At 37.6% G+C, this 25,225-nt stretch carries 27 protein-coding genes; 15 read left to right on the top strand and 12 right to left on the bottom strand.

Going from position 1 to position 25,225, the window contains the following annotated elements; all coding sequences use genetic code 11:
• Positions 1 to 47: 47 nt before the first annotated feature.
• Together ASG01_RS08725 and pdxA are read right to left on the bottom strand one after the other, a co-directional pair.
• Positions 48 to 569 carry a YceD family protein gene (locus ASG01_RS08725; RefSeq protein WP_055862759.1) on the bottom strand — a complete coding sequence of 174 codons (522 nt, stop codon included), beginning with the start codon at positions 567 to 569 and terminating at the stop codon, positions 48 to 50.
• 71 nt (positions 570 to 640) lie between these two features.
• On the bottom strand, positions 641 to 1,732 hold the full coding sequence (pdxA, locus tag ASG01_RS08720; RefSeq protein ID WP_055862757.1) for a 4-hydroxythreonine-4-phosphate dehydrogenase PdxA: 1,092 nt from the start codon (positions 1,730 to 1,732) through the stop codon (positions 641 to 643).
• A 50-nt stretch (positions 1,733 to 1,782) separates the two neighbouring features.
• Between pdxA and ASG01_RS08715 the strand changes: the two genes are divergently transcribed.
• Genes ASG01_RS08715 through ASG01_RS08705 form a run of 3 tightly spaced genes read left to right on the top strand, consistent with a single transcriptional unit; the run spans position 1,783 to position 4,518 of the window.
• The gene (locus ASG01_RS08715) at positions 1,783 to 2,382 is read left to right on the top strand and encodes a riboflavin synthase (RefSeq protein WP_055862755.1); all 600 of its coding nucleotides are present in this window, start codon (positions 1,783 to 1,785) and stop codon (positions 2,380 to 2,382) included.
• Entirely contained in the window at positions 2,369 to 3,823 is a 1,455-nt protein-coding gene (locus ASG01_RS08710) for a sensor histidine kinase (protein ID WP_055862752.1), read from the top strand. Before ASG01_RS08715 ends, ASG01_RS08710 begins: the two co-directional genes overlap by 14 nt.
• On the top strand, positions 3,823 to 4,518 hold the full coding sequence (locus ASG01_RS08705; protein WP_055862749.1) for a tRNA1(Val) (adenine(37)-N6)-methyltransferase: 696 nt from the start codon (positions 3,823 to 3,825) through the stop codon (positions 4,516 to 4,518). Before ASG01_RS08710 ends, ASG01_RS08705 begins: the two co-directional genes overlap by 1 nt.
• A 1-nt stretch (position 4,519) precedes the next feature.
• On the opposite strand, the gene ASG01_RS08700 is transcribed toward ASG01_RS08705, so the two are convergent.
• On the bottom strand, positions 4,520 to 5,230 hold the full coding sequence (locus tag ASG01_RS08700; RefSeq protein WP_055862747.1) for a cell division ATP-binding protein FtsE: 711 nt from the start codon (positions 5,228 to 5,230) through the stop codon (positions 4,520 to 4,522).
• 144 nt (positions 5,231 to 5,374) lie between these two features.
• Positions 5,375 to 5,533, bottom strand: coding sequence for a 50S ribosomal protein L34 (gene rpmH, locus ASG01_RS15725; protein WP_082498329.1), 159 nt, complete (start codon positions 5,531 to 5,533; stop codon positions 5,375 to 5,377).
• A 249-nt stretch (positions 5,534 to 5,782) separates the two neighbouring features.
• On the opposite strand from rpmH, the gene ASG01_RS08695 reads away from it, so the two are divergent.
• A complete protein-coding gene (locus ASG01_RS08695) occupies positions 5,783 to 6,787 on the top strand; it encodes a DHH family phosphoesterase (RefSeq protein ID WP_055862915.1) in 1,005 nt (334 codons plus the stop codon).
• On the opposite strand, the gene ASG01_RS08690 is transcribed toward ASG01_RS08695, so the two are convergent.
• From ASG01_RS08690 to tilS, 6 genes are all read right to left on the bottom strand, one after another.
• Positions 6,784 to 7,587, bottom strand: a complete 804-nt coding sequence (locus tag ASG01_RS08690) for a patatin-like phospholipase family protein (protein ID WP_055862745.1) — start codon at positions 7,585 to 7,587, stop codon at positions 6,784 to 6,786. The two genes, ASG01_RS08695 and ASG01_RS08690, sit on opposite strands and share 4 nt — an antisense overlap.
• Positions 7,588 to 8,370, bottom strand: a complete 783-nt coding sequence (locus ASG01_RS08685) for an alpha/beta fold hydrolase (RefSeq protein ID WP_055862913.1) — start codon at positions 8,368 to 8,370, stop codon at positions 7,588 to 7,590.
• A gap of 10 nt (positions 8,371 to 8,380) precedes the next feature.
• A complete protein-coding gene (locus tag ASG01_RS08680; RefSeq protein ID WP_055862744.1) occupies positions 8,381 to 8,890 on the bottom strand; it encodes a hypothetical protein in 510 nt (169 codons plus the stop codon).
• 64 nt (positions 8,891 to 8,954) lie between these two features.
• Positions 8,955 to 9,482, bottom strand: a complete 528-nt coding sequence (locus ASG01_RS08675; RefSeq protein ID WP_055862911.1) for an ExbD/TolR family protein — start codon at positions 9,480 to 9,482, stop codon at positions 8,955 to 8,957.
• A gap of 189 nt (positions 9,483 to 9,671) precedes the next feature.
• Entirely contained in the window at positions 9,672 to 11,747 is a 2,076-nt protein-coding gene (locus ASG01_RS08670) for a protein-disulfide reductase DsbD family protein (RefSeq protein ID WP_055862910.1), read from the bottom strand.
• Positions 11,725 to 13,041: a tRNA lysidine(34) synthetase TilS gene (tilS, locus tag ASG01_RS08665; protein ID WP_055862741.1), complete on the bottom strand. Its 1,317-nt coding sequence runs from the start codon at positions 13,039 to 13,041 to the stop codon at positions 11,725 to 11,727. The genes ASG01_RS08670 and tilS overlap by 23 nt, the downstream gene beginning before the upstream one ends.
• Positions 13,042 to 13,206: 165 nt before the next feature.
• Between tilS and ASG01_RS08660 the strand changes: the two genes are divergently transcribed.
• From ASG01_RS08660 to ASG01_RS08635, 6 genes are all read left to right on the top strand, one after another.
• A complete protein-coding gene (locus ASG01_RS08660) occupies positions 13,207 to 14,040 on the top strand; it encodes an OmpA family protein (RefSeq protein ID WP_055862740.1) in 834 nt (277 codons plus the stop codon).
• Between the two features lie 141 nt (positions 14,041 to 14,181).
• On the top strand, positions 14,182 to 14,829 hold the full coding sequence (locus ASG01_RS08655) for an O-methyltransferase (protein ID WP_055862738.1): 648 nt from the start codon (positions 14,182 to 14,184) through the stop codon (positions 14,827 to 14,829).
• A 78-nt stretch (positions 14,830 to 14,907) separates the two neighbouring features.
• Entirely contained in the window at positions 14,908 to 15,627 is a 720-nt protein-coding gene (locus ASG01_RS08650; protein ID WP_055862736.1) for a C40 family peptidase, read from the top strand.
• Positions 15,624 to 16,085, top strand: coding sequence for a DUF1648 domain-containing protein (locus ASG01_RS08645; protein WP_055862733.1), 462 nt, complete (start codon positions 15,624 to 15,626; stop codon positions 16,083 to 16,085). Before ASG01_RS08650 ends, ASG01_RS08645 begins: the two co-directional genes overlap by 4 nt.
• 3 nt (positions 16,086 to 16,088) lie before the next feature.
• Complete coding sequence (locus ASG01_RS08640; protein WP_055862731.1) at positions 16,089 to 17,333, top strand: 3-deoxy-D-manno-octulosonic acid transferase; 1,245 nt, start codon at positions 16,089 to 16,091, stop codon at positions 17,331 to 17,333.
• A complete protein-coding gene (locus ASG01_RS08635) occupies positions 17,323 to 17,862 on the top strand; it encodes a hypothetical protein (protein WP_055862729.1) in 540 nt (179 codons plus the stop codon). The genes ASG01_RS08640 and ASG01_RS08635 overlap by 11 nt, the downstream gene beginning before the upstream one ends.
• Here ASG01_RS08635 and ASG01_RS08630 read toward each other — a convergent pair.
• The gene (locus tag ASG01_RS08630) at positions 17,854 to 18,480 is read right to left on the bottom strand and encodes a hypothetical protein (protein ID WP_055862727.1); all 627 of its coding nucleotides are present in this window, start codon (positions 18,478 to 18,480) and stop codon (positions 17,854 to 17,856) included. The two genes, ASG01_RS08635 and ASG01_RS08630, sit on opposite strands and share 9 nt — an antisense overlap.
• Positions 18,480 to 19,232, bottom strand: coding sequence for a glycosyltransferase family 2 protein (locus ASG01_RS08625; protein ID WP_055862726.1), 753 nt, complete (start codon positions 19,230 to 19,232; stop codon positions 18,480 to 18,482). The genes ASG01_RS08630 and ASG01_RS08625 overlap by 1 nt, the downstream gene beginning before the upstream one ends.
• Before the next feature lie 146 nt (positions 19,233 to 19,378).
• Here ASG01_RS08625 and ASG01_RS08620 point away from each other — a divergent pair, with 146 nt between their 5' ends.
• From ASG01_RS08620 to ASG01_RS08600, 5 genes are all read left to right on the top strand, one after another.
• Entirely contained in the window at positions 19,379 to 19,849 is a 471-nt protein-coding gene (locus ASG01_RS08620) for a lipocalin family protein (protein ID WP_055862723.1), read from the top strand.
• A 166-nt stretch (positions 19,850 to 20,015) separates the two neighbouring features.
• On the top strand, positions 20,016 to 22,829 hold the full coding sequence (gene leuS / locus ASG01_RS08615) for a leucine--tRNA ligase (protein ID WP_055862721.1): 2,814 nt from the start codon (positions 20,016 to 20,018) through the stop codon (positions 22,827 to 22,829).
• Between the two features lie 237 nt (positions 22,830 to 23,066).
• Complete coding sequence (locus tag ASG01_RS08610) at positions 23,067 to 23,948, top strand: MotA/TolQ/ExbB proton channel family protein (protein ID WP_055862720.1); 882 nt, start codon at positions 23,067 to 23,069, stop codon at positions 23,946 to 23,948.
• A gap of 65 nt (positions 23,949 to 24,013) precedes the next feature.
• Positions 24,014 to 24,616 (top strand): ExbD/TolR family protein, encoded by a 603-nt coding sequence (locus ASG01_RS08605; RefSeq protein ID WP_055862718.1) that lies wholly within the window; start codon positions 24,014 to 24,016, stop codon positions 24,614 to 24,616.
• Positions 24,617 to 24,634: 18 nt separating this feature from the next.
• Positions 24,635 to 25,204, top strand: a complete 570-nt coding sequence (locus ASG01_RS08600; protein ID WP_055862716.1) for an ExbD/TolR family protein — start codon at positions 24,635 to 24,637, stop codon at positions 25,202 to 25,204.
• The last annotated feature ends 21 nt before the right edge of the window (positions 25,205 to 25,225 follow it).

Below are 25,225 nucleotides of genomic sequence, written 5' to 3'. Positions count from 1 at the left end.
TTTGATGAGCGATGAGATTTTCACCATCTCATCATATTATTAATGTCTTAATTTTTATCTTTTAATTTCTTTAAAGCTTCCCATCTCGGGTCGCTTTCGTGGTCTTCAACTTCCGGTTCTTTCGGGCTGAATTTCTCCAGAATTTCCAAATCTTCATCGCTCACGTTTGGTGAGACTTTCTTCATCGGGATTGCCAGACTTACGCATTCATAGATCAGCTGTGCTGCATTGAAAGCGTGGTCTTTCGCTGGAATTGTGATCACATCTTCCTCGCTGTCATCATATTCTTCCCCGAATTTCACAAGAATATCAATCTGATTTTCTACAGAATATTCAAAATCTTCAGCCGTAATGTCGCAGACCAAATCTACTGTGCCATCGATTTTTATCACAAGCTCCAAAAAAGTCGTGTGCTTATCCATCGAGATATGTACACTGATTTTAGGATTTGTAAATTCCTGTTCGGTATCAAATAACTTAAAGAACGCTTGGTCTATCTCAAAATTGAACGTGTGCATTCCGTTTTTCAGTCCGGAAAAAATCACATCATAGTTTTTTAACTTGTCCATAAAATGAGTGTGCAAAAATATGCATTTTTTTTAATATTACAAATAATTTTAAAATAAATTAAACCTGCAGATTATGCATCGCCGATACTTGGCAAATCTTCATCTACACCGTTGTCATTCATCATTCTTTTCGGCTGCAAACGGTGATCCATCAAATCTTTATATTCTGCACGGTTTCTGAAAATTTTAATAGCCATGTGTATTGCTTCCGAAAAACTCTGCTCATCGGCAATATTTTTACCGGCAATATCGTAAGCCGTTCCGTGGTCCGGCGATGTTCTGATGAATGGTAAACCTGCTGTGTAATTTACACCTTCTTCGTATGCTAAAGTTTTAAACGGGGCCAATCCCTGATCATGATACATTGCCAAAACCGCATCAAAGTTTTTGTATTTATTAGGCTGAAAGTAGCTGTCTGCCGGAAAAGGACCAAAAGTCAAAAATCCCTGGTCCGAAAGTTCTTTTATCGCAGGAGAAATAATCTCAATTTCTTCATTTCCGATAACGCCACCGTCGCCAGAATGCGGATTTAATCCTAAAACGGCAATCTTCGGTTTACTCACCGCAAAATCCTGTGCCATCGATTGGCAAAGCATTCTGATCTGCTTTTTGATCTTGTCTTTAGAAATATTTTCAGCAACCTGCACCAATGGAATATGATGTGTGGAAACCGCAACTTTCAAATCGTCAGTTACCAAAAACATTAATCCTTTTTTATTAAACTTTTCCTCAAAATAACCTGTGTGACCGGCGTGTCTGAAACCCATTTTCACCATTTCGTCTTTGTTGATTGGTGCGGTTACCAGAACGTCAATTTCTCCTTTCATTAAAGCTTCGGTCGCAGCTTCAAGAGATTCTATCGCCATTTTCGTCGATTCTTCGCTTGGTGTTCCGAGGTCAACAGTCACATTGTCTTTGGCCAGATTTACCATGTTTAATTTACCGCTTTGCGCCTGTGATGCTTCAGTGATATAATTAAAATTGATATTCAGCTTAAAAATATTTTTCTGATAGGTAAAAAGTTTTCCTGAGCCAAAAATAATTGGGGTAAAAAGGTCGGTTACCGTTTTGTCTTTCAAAGATTTCATGATGATCTCCGGGCCGATGCCGTTGAAGTCACCTATTGAAATTCCTACTCGTACTTTATGGTCTTTTGGGCTCATTTTTTGATTATCTTTGAAGATTATAATCTACAAATTTAGCAAAAAATAATATGTTCACAGGAATTATTGAGGCAGTGGGAGTTATCGAAAATATCGAGCGTGACGGGAGCAATATTAATTTTACTTTAAGCTGTCCTTTCACCAAAGAATTAAAAATCGATCAGAGTCTCGCGCACAATGGTTGCTGTCTTACGGTGGTGAAAACTGAAGGTGACCGCTACGTCGTTACCGCAATTCAGGAGACTTTAGATAAAACAAGTTTAGGCGAATGGAAGGTGGGAAGCGTGGTAAATCTCGAGCGCTGTATGATCATGAATGGCAGGCTGGACGGTCATATCGTACAAGGTCATGTAGATACAACCGGAGAAATAACTGATATTGAGAACAAAGATGGCAGCTATTTTGTTACTGTAAAATACAATACATACGGAAATTTTATCACCGTACCGCAGGGTTCGATTACGCTGAATGGCATTAGCTTAACAGTAGCGAAAAGCGGAGATTTTGAGTTTTCTGTGGCGATAATTCCTTATACATGGGAGTTTACCAACATGAAAAGTCTGAACATTGGCGATCAAGTGAATTTAGAATTTGATATCATTGGAAAGTATATTTCAAAACTAATCGGGAAGGAAAATGTCATTCAATAAATATAAAGGCTACAGTTTAAGAAACCGGGTATTTTTCGGGTTTTTATTTATGTGCCTTTTAAGTGTTGCGGCATCTTCTCTCGTTCCGTATTTCGTTCTCCGGAACAATTCTCTCAAGCAAAGCCGCATCGACATGCAGGAAAAAACCAATGCGGTGATGGCTTACTTTGATTATGCTCTGAGCAGGAAAAGTATTTCGACTAAAGATTTAAAGGAAGCCTTATCAAATAAAATTTTTGAAATTGCAGATATTAATCATCATGATATTATCATTTATGATTTAAAAGGCAATTATTTATTTTCCAACAAAGATTCTCAATTTATTTCCCAACAAAAAATTCCGCTTTCTATAGTAAATAAAATCCTGAGCAAGAAAGCGCGTTTTGATGTGCGTGGATACGACGAAAAAAAAGATGCAGTATATACTTCATCTTATCTTTTGCTTAAGAATAATATGCTCGAGCCAGTTGGCATTATTTATATACCACTTTACCACAACGAATCTGAATATATGGATGTTCTGCACGAATATGCAATCTATATTCTTATTGTAGACATTTTTCTGATTCTGTTTAGTATTTGGCTGAGTTGGGTAACATCAAACAATCTGGCGAAAAATATCACGAAATTTTCTGACATGATTACACGTATCACGCTTTTTGAGAACGAGATGCGCCCCATTAAATATTATAAAAATGATGAGCTCAATGCATTAGCGAGAGCTTACAACCGAATGATTCTGCAGATTCAGGATCAAAAAGAACGTCTGAGATTTAAAGCTTCGGAAGAGGCATGGCGAGAAATGGCGAAACAGGTGGCTCACGAAGTGAAAAATCCGCTTACGCCGATGAAGCTCACAATTCAGAATTTTGAAAGGAAATTTGATTCGCAAGATCCTCAAATACATGACAAAGTAAAAAAAATGAGTAAAACCATGGTTGATCAGATAGATGTGATTGCAACCGTGGCGTCTGCTTTTTCCGAGTTTGCCAAACTTCCGGAGAAACATAATGAGCTTTTAAATATCAATAGCGAAGTTGCGGATATTCTCCGCGTTTTCAATGATGATCAAATTCTTGTTCATACCAACCGAAATGATATTCAGCTGAATATGGATAAAATTTATCTTTCGCGAATCATCACAAATCTCGTAACTAATGCCAAGCAGGCAAAATGTGATGACCGAGATCTAATGATCAATATTGATATTGAACAGCATCAGCGAAGAGTAATTATCTCTGTTCAGGATAACGGAATCGGTATTTCCCCTGAAATGTTTGAGCGTATTTTTGAACCTAATTTTACCTCGAAAAACAGTGGGATGGGACTTGGCCTTTCGATGGTACGGAAGATGGTAGAAGATTACCGCGGACAGATTTCTCTGCAGTCTGAGATCGGCAAAGGCTCAACATTTACCATTACTTTTCCTGTCAATACGTAGTGAAACCGTTTAAATTTAAACATTTTGAAATAGAGCAGTCGCCCGAAGTTTTCCGCGTAGGGACAGACGGTGTATTGCTTGGTGCAATGGCAAATGTTGAAAATGCTATGAATGTTCTCGAAGTTGGGACAGGAACGGGTTTGATTTCAATGATGTTGGCGCAGAGAAACTCAGAAGCAGAATTTTTGGGTTTGGATATCAATCAGAAAGCGAAAACATTGGCTGCAAGAAATTTTCAAAATTCACAGTTTTCGGAGAGATTAAACGCTTTGCTTAGTGATTTTAAAACTTTTGAATCTGATGAAAAATTTGATTTGATTGTTTCAAATCCGCCATATTTTGAAGCGTCAGATTCCACAAAGGATAAACTGGCGCGTCAGAAAATTGAGCTTAGCTTTAATGATTTGATTAAAAAATCATCGTTGCTTTTAAATAAAAAGGGAGTATTCTCTGTAATAATTCCTGCTGAAGCCGGAGAGTATTTTACAAGAATGTCTTTGGAAAACAGATTATTTTTAAATGCAAAAGTGAACATTTACGGGATCAAAAACGGCTTATTAAAACGGCTGATCCTGGAATTTTCTCCTGAGCGAAAAGAATATTCTGAAACTGATTTTGTGATAGAAAAAAGTCCAAGAAAATACTCAGACCAATATCTCGAACTCACCAGAGAGTTTCATGTATTTAAAGGATAATTTATTCGAAAAGTTCTGCCGTATTCAGCACCGAAACTTTGCCGTCTTCACATCGGATCGCTTCACCGGGAAAATTCTGAATCATATGATAATCATGCGTCGCCATTACTACCGCAGCATGATTGTCCATTGCAACCTGCTTCAGCAAAGTCATAATTTCGTTTGAAGTTTCAGGGTCGAGATTTCCTGTTGGCTCATCCGCAAGAATTAAATCAGGATGATTGAGTAGCGCGCGTGCGATCGCCACACGTTGCTGCTCACCTCCGGAAAGTTCGTGCGGCATTTTATGCTTTTTGCTTTTCATATTTACGCTGCTCAAAACTTCGTTGATGCGTTCGTCAATTTTCTGCCGGTCGCTCCAGCCGGTCGCTTCCAGTACAAATCTTAGGTTTTTCTCAACTGTACGGTCAGAAAGCAATTGAAAATCCTGAAAAACGATTCCCAGTTTTCTTCTCAAACTCGGCACTTCAGAAGAACGGAGTTTTGCAAGATCAAAACCCACCACCTCGCCTTTGCCGCCAACCAACGGAATATGACCGTAAATGGTCTTCAGAAGAGAACTTTTCCCAGAGCCAGTTTTCCCAATAAGATAACAGAAACGGCCTTTTTTAATGTTTAAATTAACATCAGAAAGTACGGTAAAGTTTTTCTGGGCAATCTTTGCATTCTGCAGATTGATGATACTGTCTCCCGTAATATGAGTGTGTGGCATAGTGTAAGATTATGAAAGAATGAAAATTCTTTTTCAGGTTTAAAAATAGAAAAATTCGCGGGAAATTCTAAGAATTTAATAAACTTTAACAACAAAAAATGCCCGAAAAACTTCAGGCATTCTATGTATATCGTGTACGATTAATTATCTCTTAGCACGAGCAGAGCTGATGGTAAGGCTTTTTCTACCTTTCGCTCTTCTGGCTGCCAAAACTCTTCTTCCGTTTGGCGTAGACATTCTTTCTCTGAAACCGTGTTTGTTTCTTCTCTTTCTTTCTGATGGTTGGAACGTTCTTTTACTCATTACTAATATATTTTAGTCGTAATTATCTATTAATTTTCAGGTTGCAAATATATGTAATATTTTATTATGTGCAAAAATTATCATTAATAAAACTTTCAAAAAATGCAATGTTTGATTTTTCAGCCTGACTTATTGCTTAAGCTTAAAAATTGCTTTGCTTAAAGCTGAATATTTCGTGTAAGTTTTAAACCCTACGTGCGGTTTCTTTCCCTGGAAAAATTCTATCTTTGGCTTTCAAAATTAATGAAAATGTTTACACCAGCCGAAATTTTAGAAATCAATCAGCTCCTCGTTCCGGAAAATAAAATCGTGATTCTCACGCACTACAACCCAGACGGCGACGCGATTGGCTCTACACTCGGCTTAAAACATTATCTGAAAACCAAAGGAATTGATGCCACGGTTATCACGCCAAATGACTTTCCGAAGTTTCTGAAATGGATGCCTGAGGCAAAAAAAACAGTTATCGCAGAATATAAGAGAAAACTTGCTTCAGATATGATCTGGGAAGCAGATGTTATTTTCTGTTTAGATTTCAATTCTCCTGCGCGTATCGGTCTTGTCGGCGACTGGCTCACGAGAGCGCGCGGTAAAAAAATCCTGATTGATCATCACCAGCAGCCTGAAGATTTCGATTATGTGTATTCAGATACGGTCATCCCGGCGACTTGCCAGATGGTTTATCATTTCATCGAAGCGATGGAAGAAGAAAATCTCGTGAATCAGGATGTTGCAGAATGTCTCTATACGGGAATTATGACGGATACCGGAGGTTTCCGTTTCCGTTCGACCAGCGCAACGACACATAGAATTGTTGCTAATTTGATTGAAAAAGGTGCAGATCCCGCGATGATCACAGCGAATACTTTAGATACAAATACCGTGTCAAGATTACATTTGCTATCTCTGGTTTTAGGCCGTATTGAAGTGGTAAAGGATTGTAAAGTTGCTGTGCTTACGCTGACAAGGAAGGAACTGCAGGAATTTGGCTTCCAGAAAGGCGATACCGAAGGTTTTGTAAACTACGGAATGAGTCTGATGGGCGTGAGAATGTCGGCGTTTTTTATGGAAGATCTTTATGATGATTTTGTTAAAATTTCGTTCCGAAGTAAAGATGATGTTGATGTCAACCAGTTTTCCAGAAAATATTTTGGTGGTGGAGGTCATATTAACGCAGCCGGCGGAAGATCTGATCTGTCACTTGATGATACGGTGACAAGATTTAAAGAAATTGTTTCCGGAGAAGATTTTTAAACTGAATCTGAAGTTTTTCTGTACCCTTTTTCTTCCAGTTCTCTACAGGTATAATCGTACACCTCAGCAAACATTTTATCAAGAAATTTTTTATTGAAGAGACTGAATTTCGTCATTTTCGGCGGATCAAGAAAAATGTCGCAAGATTTCGCTTTAGAATAAACAGATTTTGCAATCGCAAGGTGGAGTATACGGTCAAATTCTTTCATTAGAGTCATGTTTTCCAGCGGATCATAGCTTATAGAATTGACGTGAGAACCGATCAGGAAATCACATTTATCGATAATTGGTTCGATAGGAAGATTATCTAAGACCCCTCCGTCAACATAAACGCGGTCGTCAATTCTCACCGGCGGAAAAATAAACGGAACACTTGCTGAAGCGAGCAGCGGCGCAAAAAGTTCACCTTCTGAAAAAAAATCAACGATTCCATGAGTCATTTCGGTAGCCGCGACATAAACCGGGATTTTCAAAATTTTAAAATCATCTTCCGGGAAATAATCGGTAAGCAGTTTCATTACAAACTTTGAACTGAAAATCCCGTTTCCGGAAAATTTAAGAAGAGTACGCGAAAAGAAAGTGGTTTTCCTTACAATTTCCATCATCTTATCTGGGCTGACACCGAAGGCATAAAAAGCTGCAACGATCGAACCTGCGCTGGTACCTGAAATAATATCAGGTTTCAGACCGTATTCTTCCAACGCTTTTAAGACAGCAATATGAGCCACACCGCGCATCCCGCCGCCGGATAGGGTAAGACCGATAATTGGTTTCTTTTTTTTCGTCGAAAAAAATCCCATTTATAGCACAAACTTTTTTGGAAGGTGATGAAGAAGTTCGGTATTGATGATTTCTGCGCAAATGCTTGGTTTTTCCCAGTGACCGTTGTGTCCGCAGTCTAGAATGTAAGACTTGATGTTGGTTCGGTCGGGAAGATTGCTCATCATCTGATCGGTTTTCACAGCATTATCGTGTTTGCCTGCCAAGATCAAAATTTTCGATTCCAGCTTTTCCATGACATCTTTTCTATCACTTCGTTCAACCATGCCTTTTACACTCGCCAAAGCTCCCAAATTATCGGTAGATAAGGCAATTTTCATCGCTTTTTCTATTTTTCCTTCCAGAATATCACGTTCGTTTTGATTAAATAAATTCGGAACGCCTGCTCTTGCATAGTGCGCGAAAGAATCCTTAATGATGCGGTAACTTTTCCTGCGCTGTTCTTTTTTCTCTTCGTCGTCCGCTAAAAAAGTGGAGAAAAATAAAGTCAGACTTTTTAGTTTTTCAGGCCATCTTTCGGCAAAAGCGAGCGATACATAACCGCCCATTGAGTGACCCAAAAGATGAAAATGACCGATGTTTTCCTTTTCCAAAACTTCCAAAACTTTTTCCGCCATTATTTCCATGGTTTGTACATCAGCAATCTTCTCTGATTTTCCGTGGCCTGGAAGATCAATTTTTATCAGTTTAAAATCATCAGAAAGATGAGATTCCATGTCATCCCAAATGCTGCTGTTTTCCATAAAACCGTGCAGCAAAACCAAAGTTTCTGGCCCGCTGCCTTTTTTCTCGTAATAGAGCATGATGATTTTTTTAAAAATGTATGTCAATATAATCTACAAAACCTGCACCGTTTACCATATCCTGAAGTCGGTACGTTTTGCCACCGTCTTTAGAAAGAAAAGTTTTGGTACCTTTCCTCGTGTACGGCTTGTCCCCGGAAATTTTCTGTATGATTTCCCCGGTAAAATTAATATGTCGGTCTGAAACTGCCTGCGCAAAACCTTTTATTTTAACAGAATTACTGCCGCTGTTAATGCTTCCTTCAATGTTGTAATTGTCGCGCTCACCACCGATTTTCTCAAATTTTACCATTCCTGAAATCGCTTTTGAATTTTGTGACTGGAACGAAAAACGGTGATTTCCGCTGAGGCTTTTAAAGCGGTTTTCAGATTTTATGCTGTCATTAATCTTTGTGCGCGCAGCGTTGATTGAATCTACAATTTTTGTGCTGTCGGTTTTATTTTCAACTGCGGAAGTTTCCTTTTTATTACATGAAATGACAAGTGCAAAAGCAAAGCAAAGGGCAAAAATATTTTTCATTAAAGGCTATAGTTTTGCTCAAATATAGATAAAAAAAAGAGCATTTTAAAAATGCTCTCAAGGTTTATTTACTCATGTTTTCATAAATCTTCTTTTCCCATGGTTTGAGATCTGCGACGCCGTAGCGCTCTTTTTTAGATAATGAAATATCGTCTAGCATGTCTACAAAATTCTTATAAGTTGCATCATCTGTCGGCTTAATAATCACGGTGAAAATATCAGGGTTTGGTGCGTTTTTGTGTGCAGCTGCAATTGTTTTGGCGATGTTCAAACCGCTGAAATCGGTCTGTTTCAGATTTTCTGCAGTGAGATCATTTGCATTACTCTGATGGTGAAAAACCGTATTGTCTTTGCCTAAAATAAACGTGATCTGATTTTTATCTTTTATTACTGCGTTCGGAGGAACTTCACTTTTTGCGGGCAAACCAAGATCCATCACATTAGGTTTGGTAAAATTGGTGGTGAACATAAAAAATGTGATCAGTAGAAAACCGAGATCTACCATCGGCGTCATATCGATCCGAACAGTTTTTCTGCTTAAAGTACCTTTGCCTTTGCCTTTGCTTTTTTCGTTTGAGATGATTTCTGCCATGATTTCTGGATTTAAGTTATTGTAATGAATTTTGTGTTTTACATATAAAATCGGCAGCAAAAAACATTCCTTATTTTTAAATAATCAGCATTTAACTTATTTTAATAGATGGTTTGTATAACAGATCTATATTTAAATGCAAAAAACTCATCCCGAAAGATGAGTTTTAGAAAAATTATAATCGTCTAATTATTTATTGCTTTTAAAATAATTGAGTCCACATTCGAGAAATTTTTTAAAGTCTTCTTTTGCCATATAACCTGAAACCGGCGTGTTGATTAATCTTCCGTCCGGCATCAGCAAAGCGTAATGTGGCTGCGAATTATTATTAAAATTCGCTGACTGAAAAAGACTCCAGCGGTCGCCGATCGTATTCACTTTTTTGATCTGACCTTCTGCCAGTTCGATTTTTGTTTTCTGACCTTCAGGAAGCTCTTCTTTGTCGTCTACATAAAGCGATGCGAGTACAACATCGTTTTGCAGTAGCGGCAAAATATCGGGTTCGCTCCAGACAAATTCTTCCATTTTCCGGCAGTTTTCGCAACCGTAACCGGTGAAATCGATGAGCACAGGTTTGTTTTCTTTCTGAGCAAGCTGTATCGCGTTAAAGAAATCATGCTCAGGTTTCATCCCCAATATTCCGTCTTTTTCATCGTGAAAATAACTGACATTTAATGGAGGTAAAATCCCGCTCAGAAGCTGGAGTTTTGGTCTTTCCGAATGCATCAAACCCTGTATAAGATAAATGACAAATCCAATCCCAAGAACACCGATTATTTTTCTCGCAATACCGATTTTCGGCTTTTTATCATCGTGCGGAAAGCGTATTAATCCAAGTAAATAAATGACCAATCCGATCGCAATGATGATCCAGATGACAATAAAAAGTTCTCTTTTAATAAGGAATGTTTTGGAAACAAGATCGGCTTTGGATAAGAATTTTAAAGCTAATGCCAGTTCTACAAATCCGAGGAAAACTTTCACAGTATTCATCCATCCGCCAGATTTTGGTAAACTTTGCAAAGCTTGTGGAAACAGTGCAAGAAGTCCGAAAACAATCGCCCACGCAATACCAAAACCAGCGAGTGCAAATGTGAGAACCATTGGAATATTCACCGAACTGTCGCTCAGAATACTTCCTAAAATTCCACCCAAAATCGGACCTGTACAAGAGAAGGAAACGATGACCAGCGTTAATGCCATGAAGAAAATTCCGACCATGCCACCGACTTCTTCTGCTTTCGAAGATTTGTTGGCAATCGAACTTGGCAAACTGATGTCATAATATCCAAAGAAACTTCCGGCAAAGTACACGAAAACAATAAAGAAAACGATATTCAGCCATACGTTGGTTGAGATTTCGTTAAAAATATTTCCTGCAATTCCGTCGATCAAATGAAAAGGAATACTCAGCGATACGAAAATCAAAAAGATAAAAAAACCGTAAACAAACGCGTCTCTTTTTCCTTTTGAGGGGTTTTTATTTCCTTTCGTAAAAAAGGAGACCGTAAGCGGAATCATTGGAAATACGCACGGCGTGAGCAGTGCAATCAATCCGCCGATAAAACCGAGAATCAGAACTTTCCAGTACTTGGTTTCTGGTTTTACGCTTGTTCCGCAATCGGTAAGCGGTTTTGCAATATCGATTGACGCAATTTTAAGCTGCTTCGGATCAAGTTTTACAGCAGCCGAAGTTTTTGTAATTTCTCCTGAAGCCGCTGTTGTCTCAACAGTTGAAATTTCATTTTTTACCAAAGAATCTTCTTTAACAACTGCAGTTTCGGCAACGCCTTTTGGAGTAATTTTCTTTGTAAATTCGATTGTATTTGGTGCGAGACACGTATGATCATCGCAAATCTGATACGTGATTTCCGCGTTGACGTCAACCTGCGCTGTTACATTTTCTTTAAGTTTAAATTTCTGCTTAAAAACAATCGATTTCGAATAATAACTCAGTTTATCGCCAAAAGCTTCCGAAAACTCGGTTTCTTTTTTTCCTAATTCCTGAAATTTTCCGGAAAGTTCGATGTTTTTTCCGCTGACTTTAAACTCAGTAGGGATTGCTGTATCGGGCGGTAAAACGCTTGAATAAACGTGCCAGCCGTCGTCGATTTTGCCGGTAAGAACGGCTTCGTATTGATTGTTTCCAAGATCGTTTACCTCAAGTTTAAACTTAGCGGGATCTTTTATCTGAGCATTAAATCCTGTGAATAAAAAAAGAAGAATCAGTAAAAAACTGCTTTTAAATGTCGTAATCCTTTTCATAAAATAGAGTGAGAATGCGTTTTGTGTTCTCATTTTCTGCAAATCTTCGGTCTTGCCGGTACGGTAAAATACCTAAAATACGGTCTTCAGCATCGGACAGCAGCCAGATTTTTTGCTTTGCTAAAATAGACAATTTTTCGTCCTTAAAATACTTCGAAACTTTCTTTTTTCCGTCAAAACCTGTCGGGTAAAAAATGTCGCCTTCAGCTTTCCGGCGAAGTTTTATTGGATGTTTTATTTTATCTGAATCAAATTTCCACCGAAAACTTTTGTCAAAAGACATTTCAATATTATTTAAACTGATTTCTCCGCTTTCGTTTTCATTTGAAAATTCTTCTGAGAGAATAATTTCTGCATTGTTTTCAACGGGATTTTTTCTGCTTAAAATAAGTTCGTTCCGGTTGACGAGAATCTGATAATTTTCAGAATAAAAAAAACTTCCGGTCGCAGAAGAAAATATTTTATCGATTTCTGAAGTTTTAATAAAACCGTATTTTTTTAAAATTTCAAACTGTACAAAATCGCTCTCGGCCGAAAAAAGCCTTTTATCGAAAATTGAATTTCCATCTTTTTTGAATGAAATTCTCGTTTCAGTTTCGTGTATTTTTTCTGCAATAAAACTTTTAGCCTGATGTAAAAATTCTAATGACTGATCAAAGTTTTTCAGGAAATTCCCGTTGGTTTCTAAAAGTTTTGGCGTGATTTCGTTGCGGATTTTATTGCGCAGATAATCATTTTTTTTATTCGAAAGATCTTCGCGGAAGGCAATCTTATTTTCTCCTGCGAAATCGTAAATTTCCTGTTTTGAGAAATGCAGAAGTGGCCGCAAGATCTGATTTTCATTTCTCGGAATTCCGCTTAAACCTTTTATGCCGGATGCTTTTGACAGATTAATGATGAAAGTTTCCAGCTGATCATTGAGATGATGCGCCGTGACTGTAAAATCGAGATTTTCTTTTTCGCAGATTTCCCGGAAAAAATTATAACGGAGCTCGCGCGCCCAAAGTTGCACCGAATGTTGCGGTATCAAATCCTTCTCCGAAACTTCATAAATTTGCAGCGGAATTTTATTTTTAAAGCAAAAATTTTCTACAATTTTCTGATCTGCATCTGAATCGCTGCTACGAAGTTTATAATTAATGTGCGCTGCCTGAAAAGACAAACCCAGATGCAAAAAGAGATGCGCCAAAACCATAGAATCTACGCCGCCGCTCAATGCCAGAAGGTGTTTCCGGGTTTTGAAGTCTGGGCAGATTTCAGATAAATTATCGGTAAAATCCGGCAGTAGGAGCATCGGTTTTAGAATTTAGAAACAAAGATATGGCTTCTCATTAAAATAGATTTTCCTAAATTTGGGTCGTTTAAAAAAGATCGTTTATGAAATCGCTATTTTAAAACGTGCAAATAATGAAGATGTGGCGATAACATTTGACAAATAAAAAACAATAAATATTTACATATGAAAATTATTAAAATTGTAGCAGTTTCTGCCATGGTGTTGGGGATGACATCTTGTGTAAGCAAAAAGCAATACGACTCGCTGAGCAGCAATTACAAGCAGTGTATTGAAAACATCGGCGAAAGACAACGCGAAATACAGGATTTGAAATCTCAAAACTCGGCACTGACCGGCGAGAATAACTTATTGAAAAGTCAGCATGAGGCCCTGAAATCGTCTCTTGATGCCTGTTTGTCAAACTCAGGAAAGAGTTCTGCAAACATTGATAAACTCGTGGGAGAGATCAATTCTTCAAACTCATACATCAAGCAGCTTATCTCTTCGAACGCGAAAAATGACAGTCTGAATCTGGCACTTTCAAACAAACTGAAAAGATCTCTGGATAATGTAACCGATCAGGATGTTCAGGTGAAAGTTTTGAAAGGCGTGGTAATGATCTCGCTTTCAGATAAAATGCTGTACAAAACAGGAGATTACAATGTTTTGCCTGCCGCCCAGGAAGTTTTGGGTAAAGTAGCCAAAGTGATCAACGATTACGACAAATATTCTGTATTGATCGAAGGTAACACAGATAATGCAGCTTTGAATTCTCCAAACGTACCGAGAGACAACTGGGATCTTTCTGCATTGCGAGGAACTTCAGTTGCGAAAGTTTTGCAGACGCAGTTTGGTGTAGATCCTGCGAGAATAACAGCTGGGGGACGCAGCGAGTACAATCCGAAAGCGACCAATATGAGTGTTTCCGGAAGAGCTGAAAACAGAAGAACAGAAATCATTATCATGCCGAAACTTGACGAGTTTATGAAGTTGATGGATATTCAGATGAAAAAATAATCAGTTTTTTAAGATTGATTCAGAACCCGGAAGATTTTTCCGGGTTTTTTTGTTTTGAATGCGATGATTTTAGCCTTTAACACTGAATCTGGGCACAGAAAATTATTTTAAAATAAGTATTTTTGAGCAAATTAATAATCCATGAGCTATTTTGAAGAGCTTCATCCGGAGATGGACCGCTATTTGGAAAATCATGCTTCAGAAGAGCCCGAAATTCTTAGAAAACTTCGCCGCGAAACATATCAGAAAACAACGCAGCCACACATGATTTCGGGTTATCAGCAGGGTAGACTGCTTTCAATTGTTTCTAAAATGCTGAAGCCTGAAAAAATTCTTGAAATCGGAACTTTTACAGGTTATGCCACGCTCTGTATGGCGGAAGGTTTAACCGACAACGGAAAAATAACGACGCTTGATATAAACGAAGATCTGGCTTATCTTCCCCGGAAATATTTTTCAGAAAGCGAGTTTTCTTCAAAAATTGATTTTAAAATTCAGAATGCGAAAGATTTTTTAGCGGAAACGGATGAGGTTTTTGATCTGATTTTTATTGATGCCGATAAAGAAAGTTACACAGAATATTTCCGGCTTTTAAAAGATAAAACCAAAAGCGGAAGTGTGATTTTGTTTGATAACGTGCTTTGGTACGGGAAAGTTTTGGAAGAAAATCCGAAGCTGAAATCTACGCAGATGATTAAAGATTTAAACGAACAGATCGCCCGCGATAACGATTTTGAAAATCTTATTTTACCTTTGCGCGACGGCGTGAATTTTTTGCGCAGAAAATAGCTGTATCTTTTAAAAAACATTAAACAATTTCGTCTCAGAAATTTTTAATTTTAATTCTTGAATCTTTAATAATACAAGATGAATAAAGGAATCTGTACCGTAACCGTGGCGCCGGTGCGTGCCGAAAACTCAGACCGAGCAGAAATTGTCACCGAAATTCTTTTTGGTGAAAGTGCCGACATCGTAGAGGTTAATAAAAACTGGACGAAGATAAAAATGCACTACGACGGCTATGAAGGCTGGATGGATACCAAGCAGATCAAACCTGTAACCGACGATTTTTTGGAAAAGAGAAAAACCACGGTAATTACAGAAAATTTTTCTTCGGTGATGATGAAAGACGGTCGCACTTTGCTTTCAATAGGCAGCGAAGTCGATTATCCAGCAGTTGCCTCGAGAAGAAGCCATGATGTACGAAACAGTATTGCGCTAACGGCAAAAGAATTTCTGAATGTGCCATATCTCTGGGGCGGACGAAGTTTTTTCGCGGTAGACTGCAGCGGTTTCAGTCAGTTGGTATATAAAGTTCACGGTATTAAAATTCCCCGCGATACGTATCAGCAGGCGGAAGTGGGCGAGACGCTGAGCTTCGTGGAAGAAAGCCGTCCCGGAGATCTTGCTTTTTTTGAAAATTCTGAAGGCAAAATTATTCATGTGGGTATCATGCTCGAAAATCAGAAAATCATTCATGCTTCCGGCAAAGTGCGCATCGACAGCCTAGATTCTACCGGAATTTTTAATAAAGAAATGAACAAACACACGCACAAACTGCGCCTCATAAAAAGCATCATCAAATGATTTTGGAATATATTCTAAACGCCTTCTGCATTCTTGCACTGACTTTTCTGTGGACCATTACTCTGAAGAATTACAAAACGCTTCCGACAATTATTCCTGTGCATTTTGATCTCGACGGCAATGCCGACCGTCACGGAAACAAAAGAATGATGTTTTTCGGGCCTGTTTTCTGCACGGTTTTTTTTGCATTTGTACTTTGGGTTTCGCAATTCCCGGAATCATTTAATTTCCCGGTTAAAATAAATGAAGGAAACGCCGAAAGACAGGAAATGATCGCCAAAGTTTTTGTGAAATGGCTTGCTTTTATCCTTACCTTAATCTTCATAAACAGCCAGGAATTTTTGCTTCGCTTTGTGTCAAACCCTTCTGCGAAAGCGAGGTTTTCACTTTTCTCGATATTGGCGGTAGTTTTTCTCAGTGTTGCTGCCGTAATCATTGTTGCTGCAGTTTTAAAATAATTCATGCAGTTTCTTTATAACATATTCATCGGGCTTTTCATTTTTGGAATGAAAATTTTGGCTTTATTTAATGATAAAGCAAAGCGCGGAATTCTCGGAAGAAAAGAATCTGAATCTACTGTTAAATCTTCGTTCAAACCTTCGGATGAAATTATCTGGATGCACGCTTCAAGTCTTGGTGAGTACGAACAGGGTTTACCGGTTATAGAAAAATTGAAAGAGAAATTTCCTTCACACAAAATTCTGATTACCCTTTTTTCGCCTTCAGGTTACGAAAATGTGATCAAGAAAAAACATATCGCCGACGCGGTTTGCTATCTTCCTTTTGATACAAAAAATGATGTTGAACAGTTTTTATCTGGCATAAATGTCAAAATATTTTTCACGGTAAAATATGATTTCTGGTATAATCTTCTGTCAGCTTTAAAACAGAGCAACGCGAAGGTTTTTGTGATCTCTGCGCTGTTTTATGAGAATCAAAACTATTTTACTTCGTTGGGGAAATGGCCTGTGAAAATGCTCAGAGAGAATATCGACTGGTTTTTTCATCAGACCGAGCGGTCATTCCGTTTGGCTAAAAGTGTGGGTCTGCGAAACGGTTCGGTAACCGGTGACACGAGATTTGACCGTGTGAAATTTTTACGAAATCAAAATCACGACATCGAATTTATAAACGATTTTGCAGCCGGAAAAAAAGTTGCCGTCTTTGGAAGTTCTTGGCACGCCGAAGAAAATATCGCAGAAATTTTAGCTAAAAAAAATAAGAACGTCAAGATTATAATTGCGCCGCACGATCTGAAAAGAGTGGAGAATTTGAAACATATTTTTCCGGAAGCACTTCTTTACAGCGAATTGAAAAGTCTTGATAGTTCTAAAATTTCAACTTCGCAAATTCTGATTATCGACAGCATTGGTTTGCTTTCAAGACTATACTCTTACGCGGATATAGCGATTGTTGGTGGCGGTTTTCACGCTTCGGGTCTGCATAATATTCTGGAAGCGGCAACTTTTGGCGCACCTGTTTTTTTTGGAAATCAGTACCGCAAAAATCCTGAAGCAGATGCGCTCATCGAGGCGCGTGGCGGAAAATCTTTTGAAGACGAAGAATATGCCGCCAATTTTATCTGTTCGTTATTTGATCACGAAGAATTGTTGCAGGAAATGTCTGAAAATGCTGAGGATTTTGTGACTTCTCAGCCAAACTCCAGTGAATTAATTGTAGAGAAAATTTTACGATATGAGAAGTAGATTATTCCTTTTGATTTTTATTTCGATCATCAGCATCTATTTTTCACAAGACAAAAAAGTAGTTAAAAAATTTGTAGAAAGTTTTGTAGAATACAGAACTTCAAATTTCAAAACTCATGATAAAAAAGAAGATATTTTATTTTTTGGTGTAACTAAAGGTGATTCAGTTTACGGCACAAATATCCTAAATATATTTTTTACCGCATCGTACCTTCTTGACAGTAAAGATTTATGCGATGTCAACTATGATGTGAAAGGTTTTCGGATGGTGGTTTACAATAATGAATCCTGCGAAATCGTTAAAAATATTTTTATTGAAATGCCATCGAAAAAATTTGAAACGCCAAAGTTGTTTTTTAATTATAATCCTTACACTTGGGCATTTTCTTATAATAATAGAGGTGAGATTGAAGAGGTTTTCAACTTCCAGGGGGATCTTGAATTTTTAAAGTATTTAAAATCAAAAAAATTTAAATTTTCAAAAGATTTCAAATCTAATATGAATCTTAAAGAACTAGATTTATTTTAAAAATCCCTGATTTTTCAGATCTTTCACCATCAGATCCAGATGATCGGGAAGCGTATCGATGCTGAGCCATTCAAACTCGAAACCGTGGGCGACACAAAGTTTGCTCAGATATTTATTTTCCGGGATTTTTGTTTGCAGATTTTGAAGTACTTCGCTCAGTTCCATCCAGTAATCTTCGTCAATTTTTTTTATTAAAATTAAAGCCTTCAAAATTTTATTTATGAGATATAAATAAAGCCGGTTGAGATTGTCAAAACTCTGTTTCTGAAGTTTTTCGTTATAATTTAAAATCTGATCGACCAGAAAAAGCTGCAGGTAAATATCACCAAATTTGTCGGTAGTAATTTTTACATGCTCAGTAATCAGCGCGCTTATTTTACGGATGAGCAGAAGAAAATATTTGTGGCTGATGATGTGCCGCGAGGCAAATTCTGCTTTTTCGGTAATGATTTTCTCTATCTCGTCGCGCTTTTCGTCAGCTGTTTCCGGGTCGATGAGCTCGAAATACAGTTTCCGCGATAGCAGCTTATCTTTTTTCAACAGACGGAAAATAAGACGGTCTTTCTCGACCGGAGAAAAATTGCTGAGTGCGGCTTTAAATTCTTTGGAGTATTCCATTAATTAAAAAATTTAGAATATTTCAAAAACCCGTTCAGTGCCCAGTTTGCGGTATAGTACAGCGATTTTGCGGTAGAAAATTTCATGTAATCTTTATATACCAGATACTGATCTTTCACGATGTACTGTTTTTTCCGCGAAATACTGGCGCTGTGCATACGGTATTTGGCTAAAGTTTTAGGCAAAGGTTTTGCCAAAGGAATTTTTTTCAGCAGATTAAGCCACATCACATGATCTTCGCGTTTGCTGCCTTCAGGGAAATATTCTTTGCCAACACGGCTGGAATCGTACATCGAAGAAAGCAGTGAAAGCCTGCAGGTTTTCAGCAGATTTTTAAATGTCACAACGGTATCTGCTTTAAAATCTTCAATTTTCGAAAGCAAATTTTCATCACAGCGCGCATAGTTTGAATAGGCTATTTCTGCGTTTTCTTTCTTCATAAAAGAAATCATTTCTTCCAGGAAAGTGGCTTCCCAAAAGTCATCAGCATCAAGAAAGGTAATAAATCTGCCGGAAGCGTGTTTCAGAGAAATGTTGCGCGCATAACCTGCGCCGCCGTTTTTTTCGGTTTTAAAAATCTTTATTTTTGGATTGTTGAGGCTTTGAAAAATTTCTACCGAATTGTCTTTGCTGCAGTCGTCGGTCACAAGCCATTCCCAGTCGGTGAAAGTCTGGCTTTCCACTGAGCGTATGGTTTCAGCCAAAAAACGCGAAGAATTGTAGCAGGGCGTAATGATCGAAACTTCGGGCATGTGCAATTTTTCACAAATATAATGTTTTGAAATGCGATTTTCAGAATGCAAATCGCACCGAAAATGAAATTATGATTTCAAATTTCAAATTAAATGTTTTACTTTTTAAAAAAAATCATAATTTTAAGCCTTGAAAAATTTGATCTATGAAGAAATTAGCTTTAATATTTGCGGGATTATCATTAATGGCGATATCGGGATGTAATAACAGTGACGATAATGAGCAACCGGAATATTCAATGGTAGGAACCTGGAAACCAATCCGTGAGGTGCGTACGTCTGTGCCTACAGGCGGTGGCGGCGTGACCGATGATATAACCTACACAACCTGCCAGCAGGATGGCAGATGGTTGTTTAACGAAAATAAAACCGGAAAACGTACAGATAAAGGTGAAGTGGGAAATCCGCTTGCATGCAGCACTACATCAGACCGTAATCTTACCTACAATTATAATAAAGAAGACACTTCTATCGAAATAAAATATGCGGGAACGATTGTTTCAGATATTGGGAAAGTGGTTTATCTTGATCAGACAACCATGAATCTGAGAATCGATGACAATACAAACCCAACTGTTGCGAAGTCTACAACGTATACTTTGAAGCGCGTACAGTAAATTTATTTTCTTTAAAAAAGTAAAATCCCGTCTTCTGAAGGCGGGATTTTATGTTTTCATGAAACCTTTAAACAGCAGTTGCACCAAAATCATTATTTTTGTGAAAATTAGGATAAAGATTTACACAATCTGATATCTACATCTAACATCAAATATCTTTAAAAACGTGTTTTACGATCACCAGCAGATAGAAAAAAAGTGGCAAAAATATTGGGAAGACAATAAAATCTACAAAACTTCCGATACAACCGAAAAACCTAAATTTTATGTACTTGATATGTTTCCGTATCCATCGGGAGCAGGGCTTCATGTAGGTCATCCGCTGGGATATATTGCATCAGATATTTATGCAAGATACAAAAGACATCAGGGTTTTAATGTATTGCATCCTGTGGGTTACGACAGTTTTGGACTTCCTGCGGAGCAGTATGCTATCCAGACCGGAACTCATCCGGCCATTACGACAGAGCAAAATATTACAAGATATGAAGAACAGTTAAGGAAAATTGGTTTCTCATTCGACTGGAGCAGAGAAGTGAGAACTTCCGATGCTTCTTATTATAAATGGACGCAGTGGATTTTTATTCAGCTATTTCATTCATGGTATAATAAAGATACAGATAAGGCAGAATCTGTTGAAACTTTGATCAAACATTTTGAAGAAAATGGAACCGAAGCCTTAAATGCCAATCAAAACGAAGAATTGAATTTCACCGCAGAAGAATGGAAAGAAGCTTCTGAAATTGATAAAGAAGATATTCTTTTAAATTACCGGTTAGCTTACAGGGCAGAAACTACAGTAAACTGGTGTCCGGCTTTAGGAACCGTTTTAGCCAACGATGAGGTTAAAGACGGGAAATCTGAAAGAGGAGGTTATCCTGTTTTTCAAAAGAAAATGATGCAGTGGAGCATGAGAATTTCTGCTTACTCTGAAAGATTGTTACAAGGATTGAAAACTCTTGACTGGCCTCAACCGTTGAAAGATGCTCAGGAATACTGGATCGGGAAATCGCAGGGAGCACAGGTGAAATTTCAGGTGGAAAATCATGTAGAAACTATCGAAGTATTCACAACCCGTCCCGACACGATCTTCGGCGCAACCTTTATGGTGTTGGCCCCTGAAAATCCTTTGGTAGAAAATATTACTACAGCCGAACATAAAGCTGAGATAGAAACTTATATAGAAGAGACTTCCAAGAAAACCGAACGGGATAGAATGGCTGACGTGAAAAACGTGAGCGGTGCTTTCACAGGAACTTATGCAGTGAATCCGTTTAGCGGAAAAAAAATGCCGGTTTATATTTCAGATTACGTATTGATGGGTTACGGAACTGGAGCTGTAATGGCTGTTCCTGCACACGATGAGCGTGATCACAGATTTGCAAAGAAATTTAATTTAGAAATTATAAAAGTTGTAGAAACTGAAGAAGATATTCAGGTAAAATCTTTTGATTCTAAAGATTCGGTATGTGTAAACTCTGATTTCTTAAATGGTTTAAATTACAGTGATGCCAAATCAAAAATAATTGCTGAGATAGAAAATAAAGGAATTGGTCACGGAACGACGAACTACAGACAGCGTGATGCGATTTTCTCAAGACAGCGTTACTGGGGCGAGCCGGTTCCAATTTTTTATAAGGAAGGAATGCCTTACACATTGCCAACTTCTGCATTGCCTTTGGAACTTCCAAAAGTGGAAAAATATTTACCGACTGAAGACGGAGATCCGCCATTAGGAAATGCAAAAACGTTTGCCTGGGATGAGGCGAACCAAAAAGTGGTTGCAACAGATTTAATTGATGATAAAACGGTATTTCCATTAGAATTATCTACAATGCCTGGTTGGGCAGGAAGCTCATGGTATTTCCTGAGATACATGGATCCTAATAATGATGAGGTTTTTGCAAATAAAGAACTTTCAGATTATTGGGGACAGGTAGATTTATACATCGGAGGCAGCGAGCACGCAACCGGTCACTTATTATATTCCCGTTTCTGGAATATGTTTTTAAAAGACAGAGGATATATTAATCAGGACGAGCCTTTCCAAAAATTGATTAATCAGGGAATGATTTTGGGGATGAGTGCGTTGATTCATAGAATTGATGGAACCAATAAAATAGTTTCTAAAAAATTAGCAAGCGAATATCAAACTCAAAGAATTCCTGTTGATATTTCAATGTTGATTGGAACAACAGATGAAATTGATGTTGAAAAACTTAGAGTTTGGCGACCAGAATTTAATGATGCTGAATTTATTCTTGAAGATGGAAAGTTGATTACCGAAAGGGAAGTCGATAAAATGTCTAAAAGAACTTACAATGTTGTAAATCCTGACGATATCTGTAATGAATACGGAGCAGACGGTTTAAGATTGTACGAAATGTTCCTGGGTCCATTAGAACAGTCCAAGCCCTGGAATACGCAAGGTCTAAGCGGTGTTTATGGTTTTCTGAAAAAATTCTGGAACCTTTATTTCAATGGTGATAATTTTGAAGTTTCAGATGAAGAGCCAACAAAAGCAGAATACAAAGTATTACATACATTAATAAAGAAAGTAGTTTACGATATCGAAAACTTCTCTTTCAACACTTCGGTATCATCATTTATGATCGCTGTAAACGAATTGCAGAAATTAAAATGCAATAAGCGCAATATTCTTGAGCCGCTTGCCGTTATCATTTCTCCTTATGCGCCCCATATCTGCGAAGAGCTCTGGAGTCTGCTGGGAAATACACAAACCATCGAGTTTGAAAAATTTCCGGTTTTGAATGAAGAATATCTTGTGGAAGACGAGATTCTGTATCCGGTAAGTTTCAATGGGAAGATGAAATTCAAATTGTCTCTTTCTGCGTCATTAAGCAAAGAGGAAATTGAAGCAGCTGTGCTTTCTGATGAAAAGACGATTGCTGTTTTGGAAGGAAAAGCTCCTAAAAAAATCATAATCGTGCATCACAAGATCGTGAATATGGTAATTTAAGAAATATTAACATTGGCAAATTAGAAAAATAATTAAGTAATTTTTATTAAATATTTGTTTAATTTTACCAAAACAGGAGATTATCTTTAAATAAAAATAAATATTTTAAATACGGCAAAAAGGCGTGATTTTGGATTACGAAAAAAAGGTTAAATCTTAATTCATACACTTGCATTTTAATTTAAAATGGCTTTATTTTACAACTTTAAAATTTAAAACAATATAATTTAGTTAAATATGGAAATGAATGTTTCAAAAAATGATGAGCAAGTAATTGCTAAAAAAACAGGAGGTTTAAACCCGGCTGTTATTATTCCTATTCTATTAGTTATAGGGATTTGTATTTATTTATTTGTTCTGGGAAATCCGGGGAATTTTAAAGATTCAGAAGAGATCGCGAAAAAAGGTGGTGCTTTATCTGTAGCTTTTTCTGATGTAGATGGGAAAGACATTCATCCAAGCGATGATTCATTTATCGGGATTATTTACAAGGGAGGAGTTATTGTACCGATTCTTATTACTTTCATGATTACGGTAATCGTTTTTTCTTTCGAAAGATATTTCGTTCTGAAAAAAGCGTCAGGTAAAGGTAATCTTGATAACTTCGTATTGAAAGTAAGAAGTTTATTAAACCAAAACAGAGTAGACGAAGCTCTTGAAGAGTGCGACAGACAGGAAGGTTCTGTAGGAAATGTAGTGAAAGAAGGTCTTACGACTTACAAAGCATTATCTCACGATACTACATTAAACAAAGAGCAGAAAATGGTTGCTTTAAACAAGGCAATTGAAGAAGCAACAACTCTTGAAATGCCAATGTTGGAGAAAAACATGATGATTCTTTCAACACTTGGTACAGTAGCAACGCTTATTGCACTTTTGGGTACGGTAATCGGGATGATCAAGGCGTTCTTTGCCTTAGGATCAGGTGGTGGAACTCCGGATGCGGCAGCTCTATCTACAGGTATCTCTGAAGCTTTGATTAATACAGCGTTAGGTATTGGTACTTCTGCGATCGCGATCATGCTTTACAACTTCTTTACTTCAAAAATCGACGGATTGACTTACAAGATCGACGAGATCGCAATGAGCATCCAGCAGTCTTTTGCAGAATTTAACTAAGATTTTTCTTAGAACAGATTCTTCAGACTTTTACGTAAAGTTTAATTTAAAATACATTTAAAATAATGGCGAGAGTCAAACCAAAAAGACATGGAGTAGTAACGGATATGACGGCGATGTGCGACGTTGCATTCTTACTTCTTACATTCTTTATCTTGACCACTCAGTTTAAAAAACCTGATGTGGAGCAGATTAAACCGCCATCTTCAATCTCAGAAAAACTTCTTCCTGATGCTAGTTTGATGACCATCAACACAACGCCGGACGGTAAATTTTATTTCCAGCCGGTAGATAATGCAGGAGAAAGAGTACAGCTTTTGGAAAAAATGGGTGAAAAATATAAAGTTTCATTCGATAACAATCAGAAAGCAGCATTTCAGAGAGTTCAGGCGATCGGTGTTCCGATGAATCAGCTGAAAAGCTATTTGTCTCTGCCTGAAGATGAGCAAAAGAGTTATAAGAGTCCTACCGGGATTCCTATGGATAGTGTAAACAGACAGTTAGTAGATTGGGTACAGGAAAGCTTAAGCGTTAATCCTAATTATAAATTGGCGATTAAGGGCGATGTGAAAACTGAATATCCTAAGATGAAAAGTCTGTTTGAGGGTTTGAGAGACATTAAGTTTCTGAACTTTTGGTTGATAACGTCACAAGAAGGCAAAAACTAAAGAATATATCATTTAGAAATGGCAGAAGTACAAGTACAGGAGAAAGGCGCCAAAGGCGGCAAAGTACGCTCCAAAAAACAAAGTACCAGAGTCGATATGACTCCTATGGTGGATTTGGGTTTTCTATTGATCACATTCTTTATGTTTACCACGACTTTCAGTAAACCAAATGTGATGGATCTTGGGCTTCCGGCAAAACCGGATCCTAATGCTCCAAAACCACCACCGACAGAAATTGATCTTACCAACTCAATTACATTATTATTGGGTAAAGACAATAAAATATTTTGGCATCAGCAAGATCCTTCTTCGCTTAATGACCAAAATTTGAATGAAACTTCCTTTGACCGTGAAGGTCTTAGAAAGATAATAGAGCAAGCAAAAGCCAGAGCAAAGAAAAAGGATCTGTTTACAGTGATTATCAAGCCTACGGATGATGCAGTATATAAGAACTTTGTGGATGTTTTAGATGAAATGGCAATTACCAAAAGTGAACGATACGGTGTAACCGATGTCAAGTCGTTTGAGAAAACCATTTACGATAAAAAAGTAGGAAATCCCGCTGGTGGAGCTCCTGCAACAAAGTAATTTAATAATAAAATTTGCGAT

This window comes from Chryseobacterium sp. Leaf180 (assembly GCF_001424585.1).
Taxonomy (GTDB): Bacteria; Bacteroidota; Bacteroidia; order Flavobacteriales; family Weeksellaceae; genus Chryseobacterium.
This window is presented reverse-complemented; position numbering and strand designations above follow the sequence as displayed.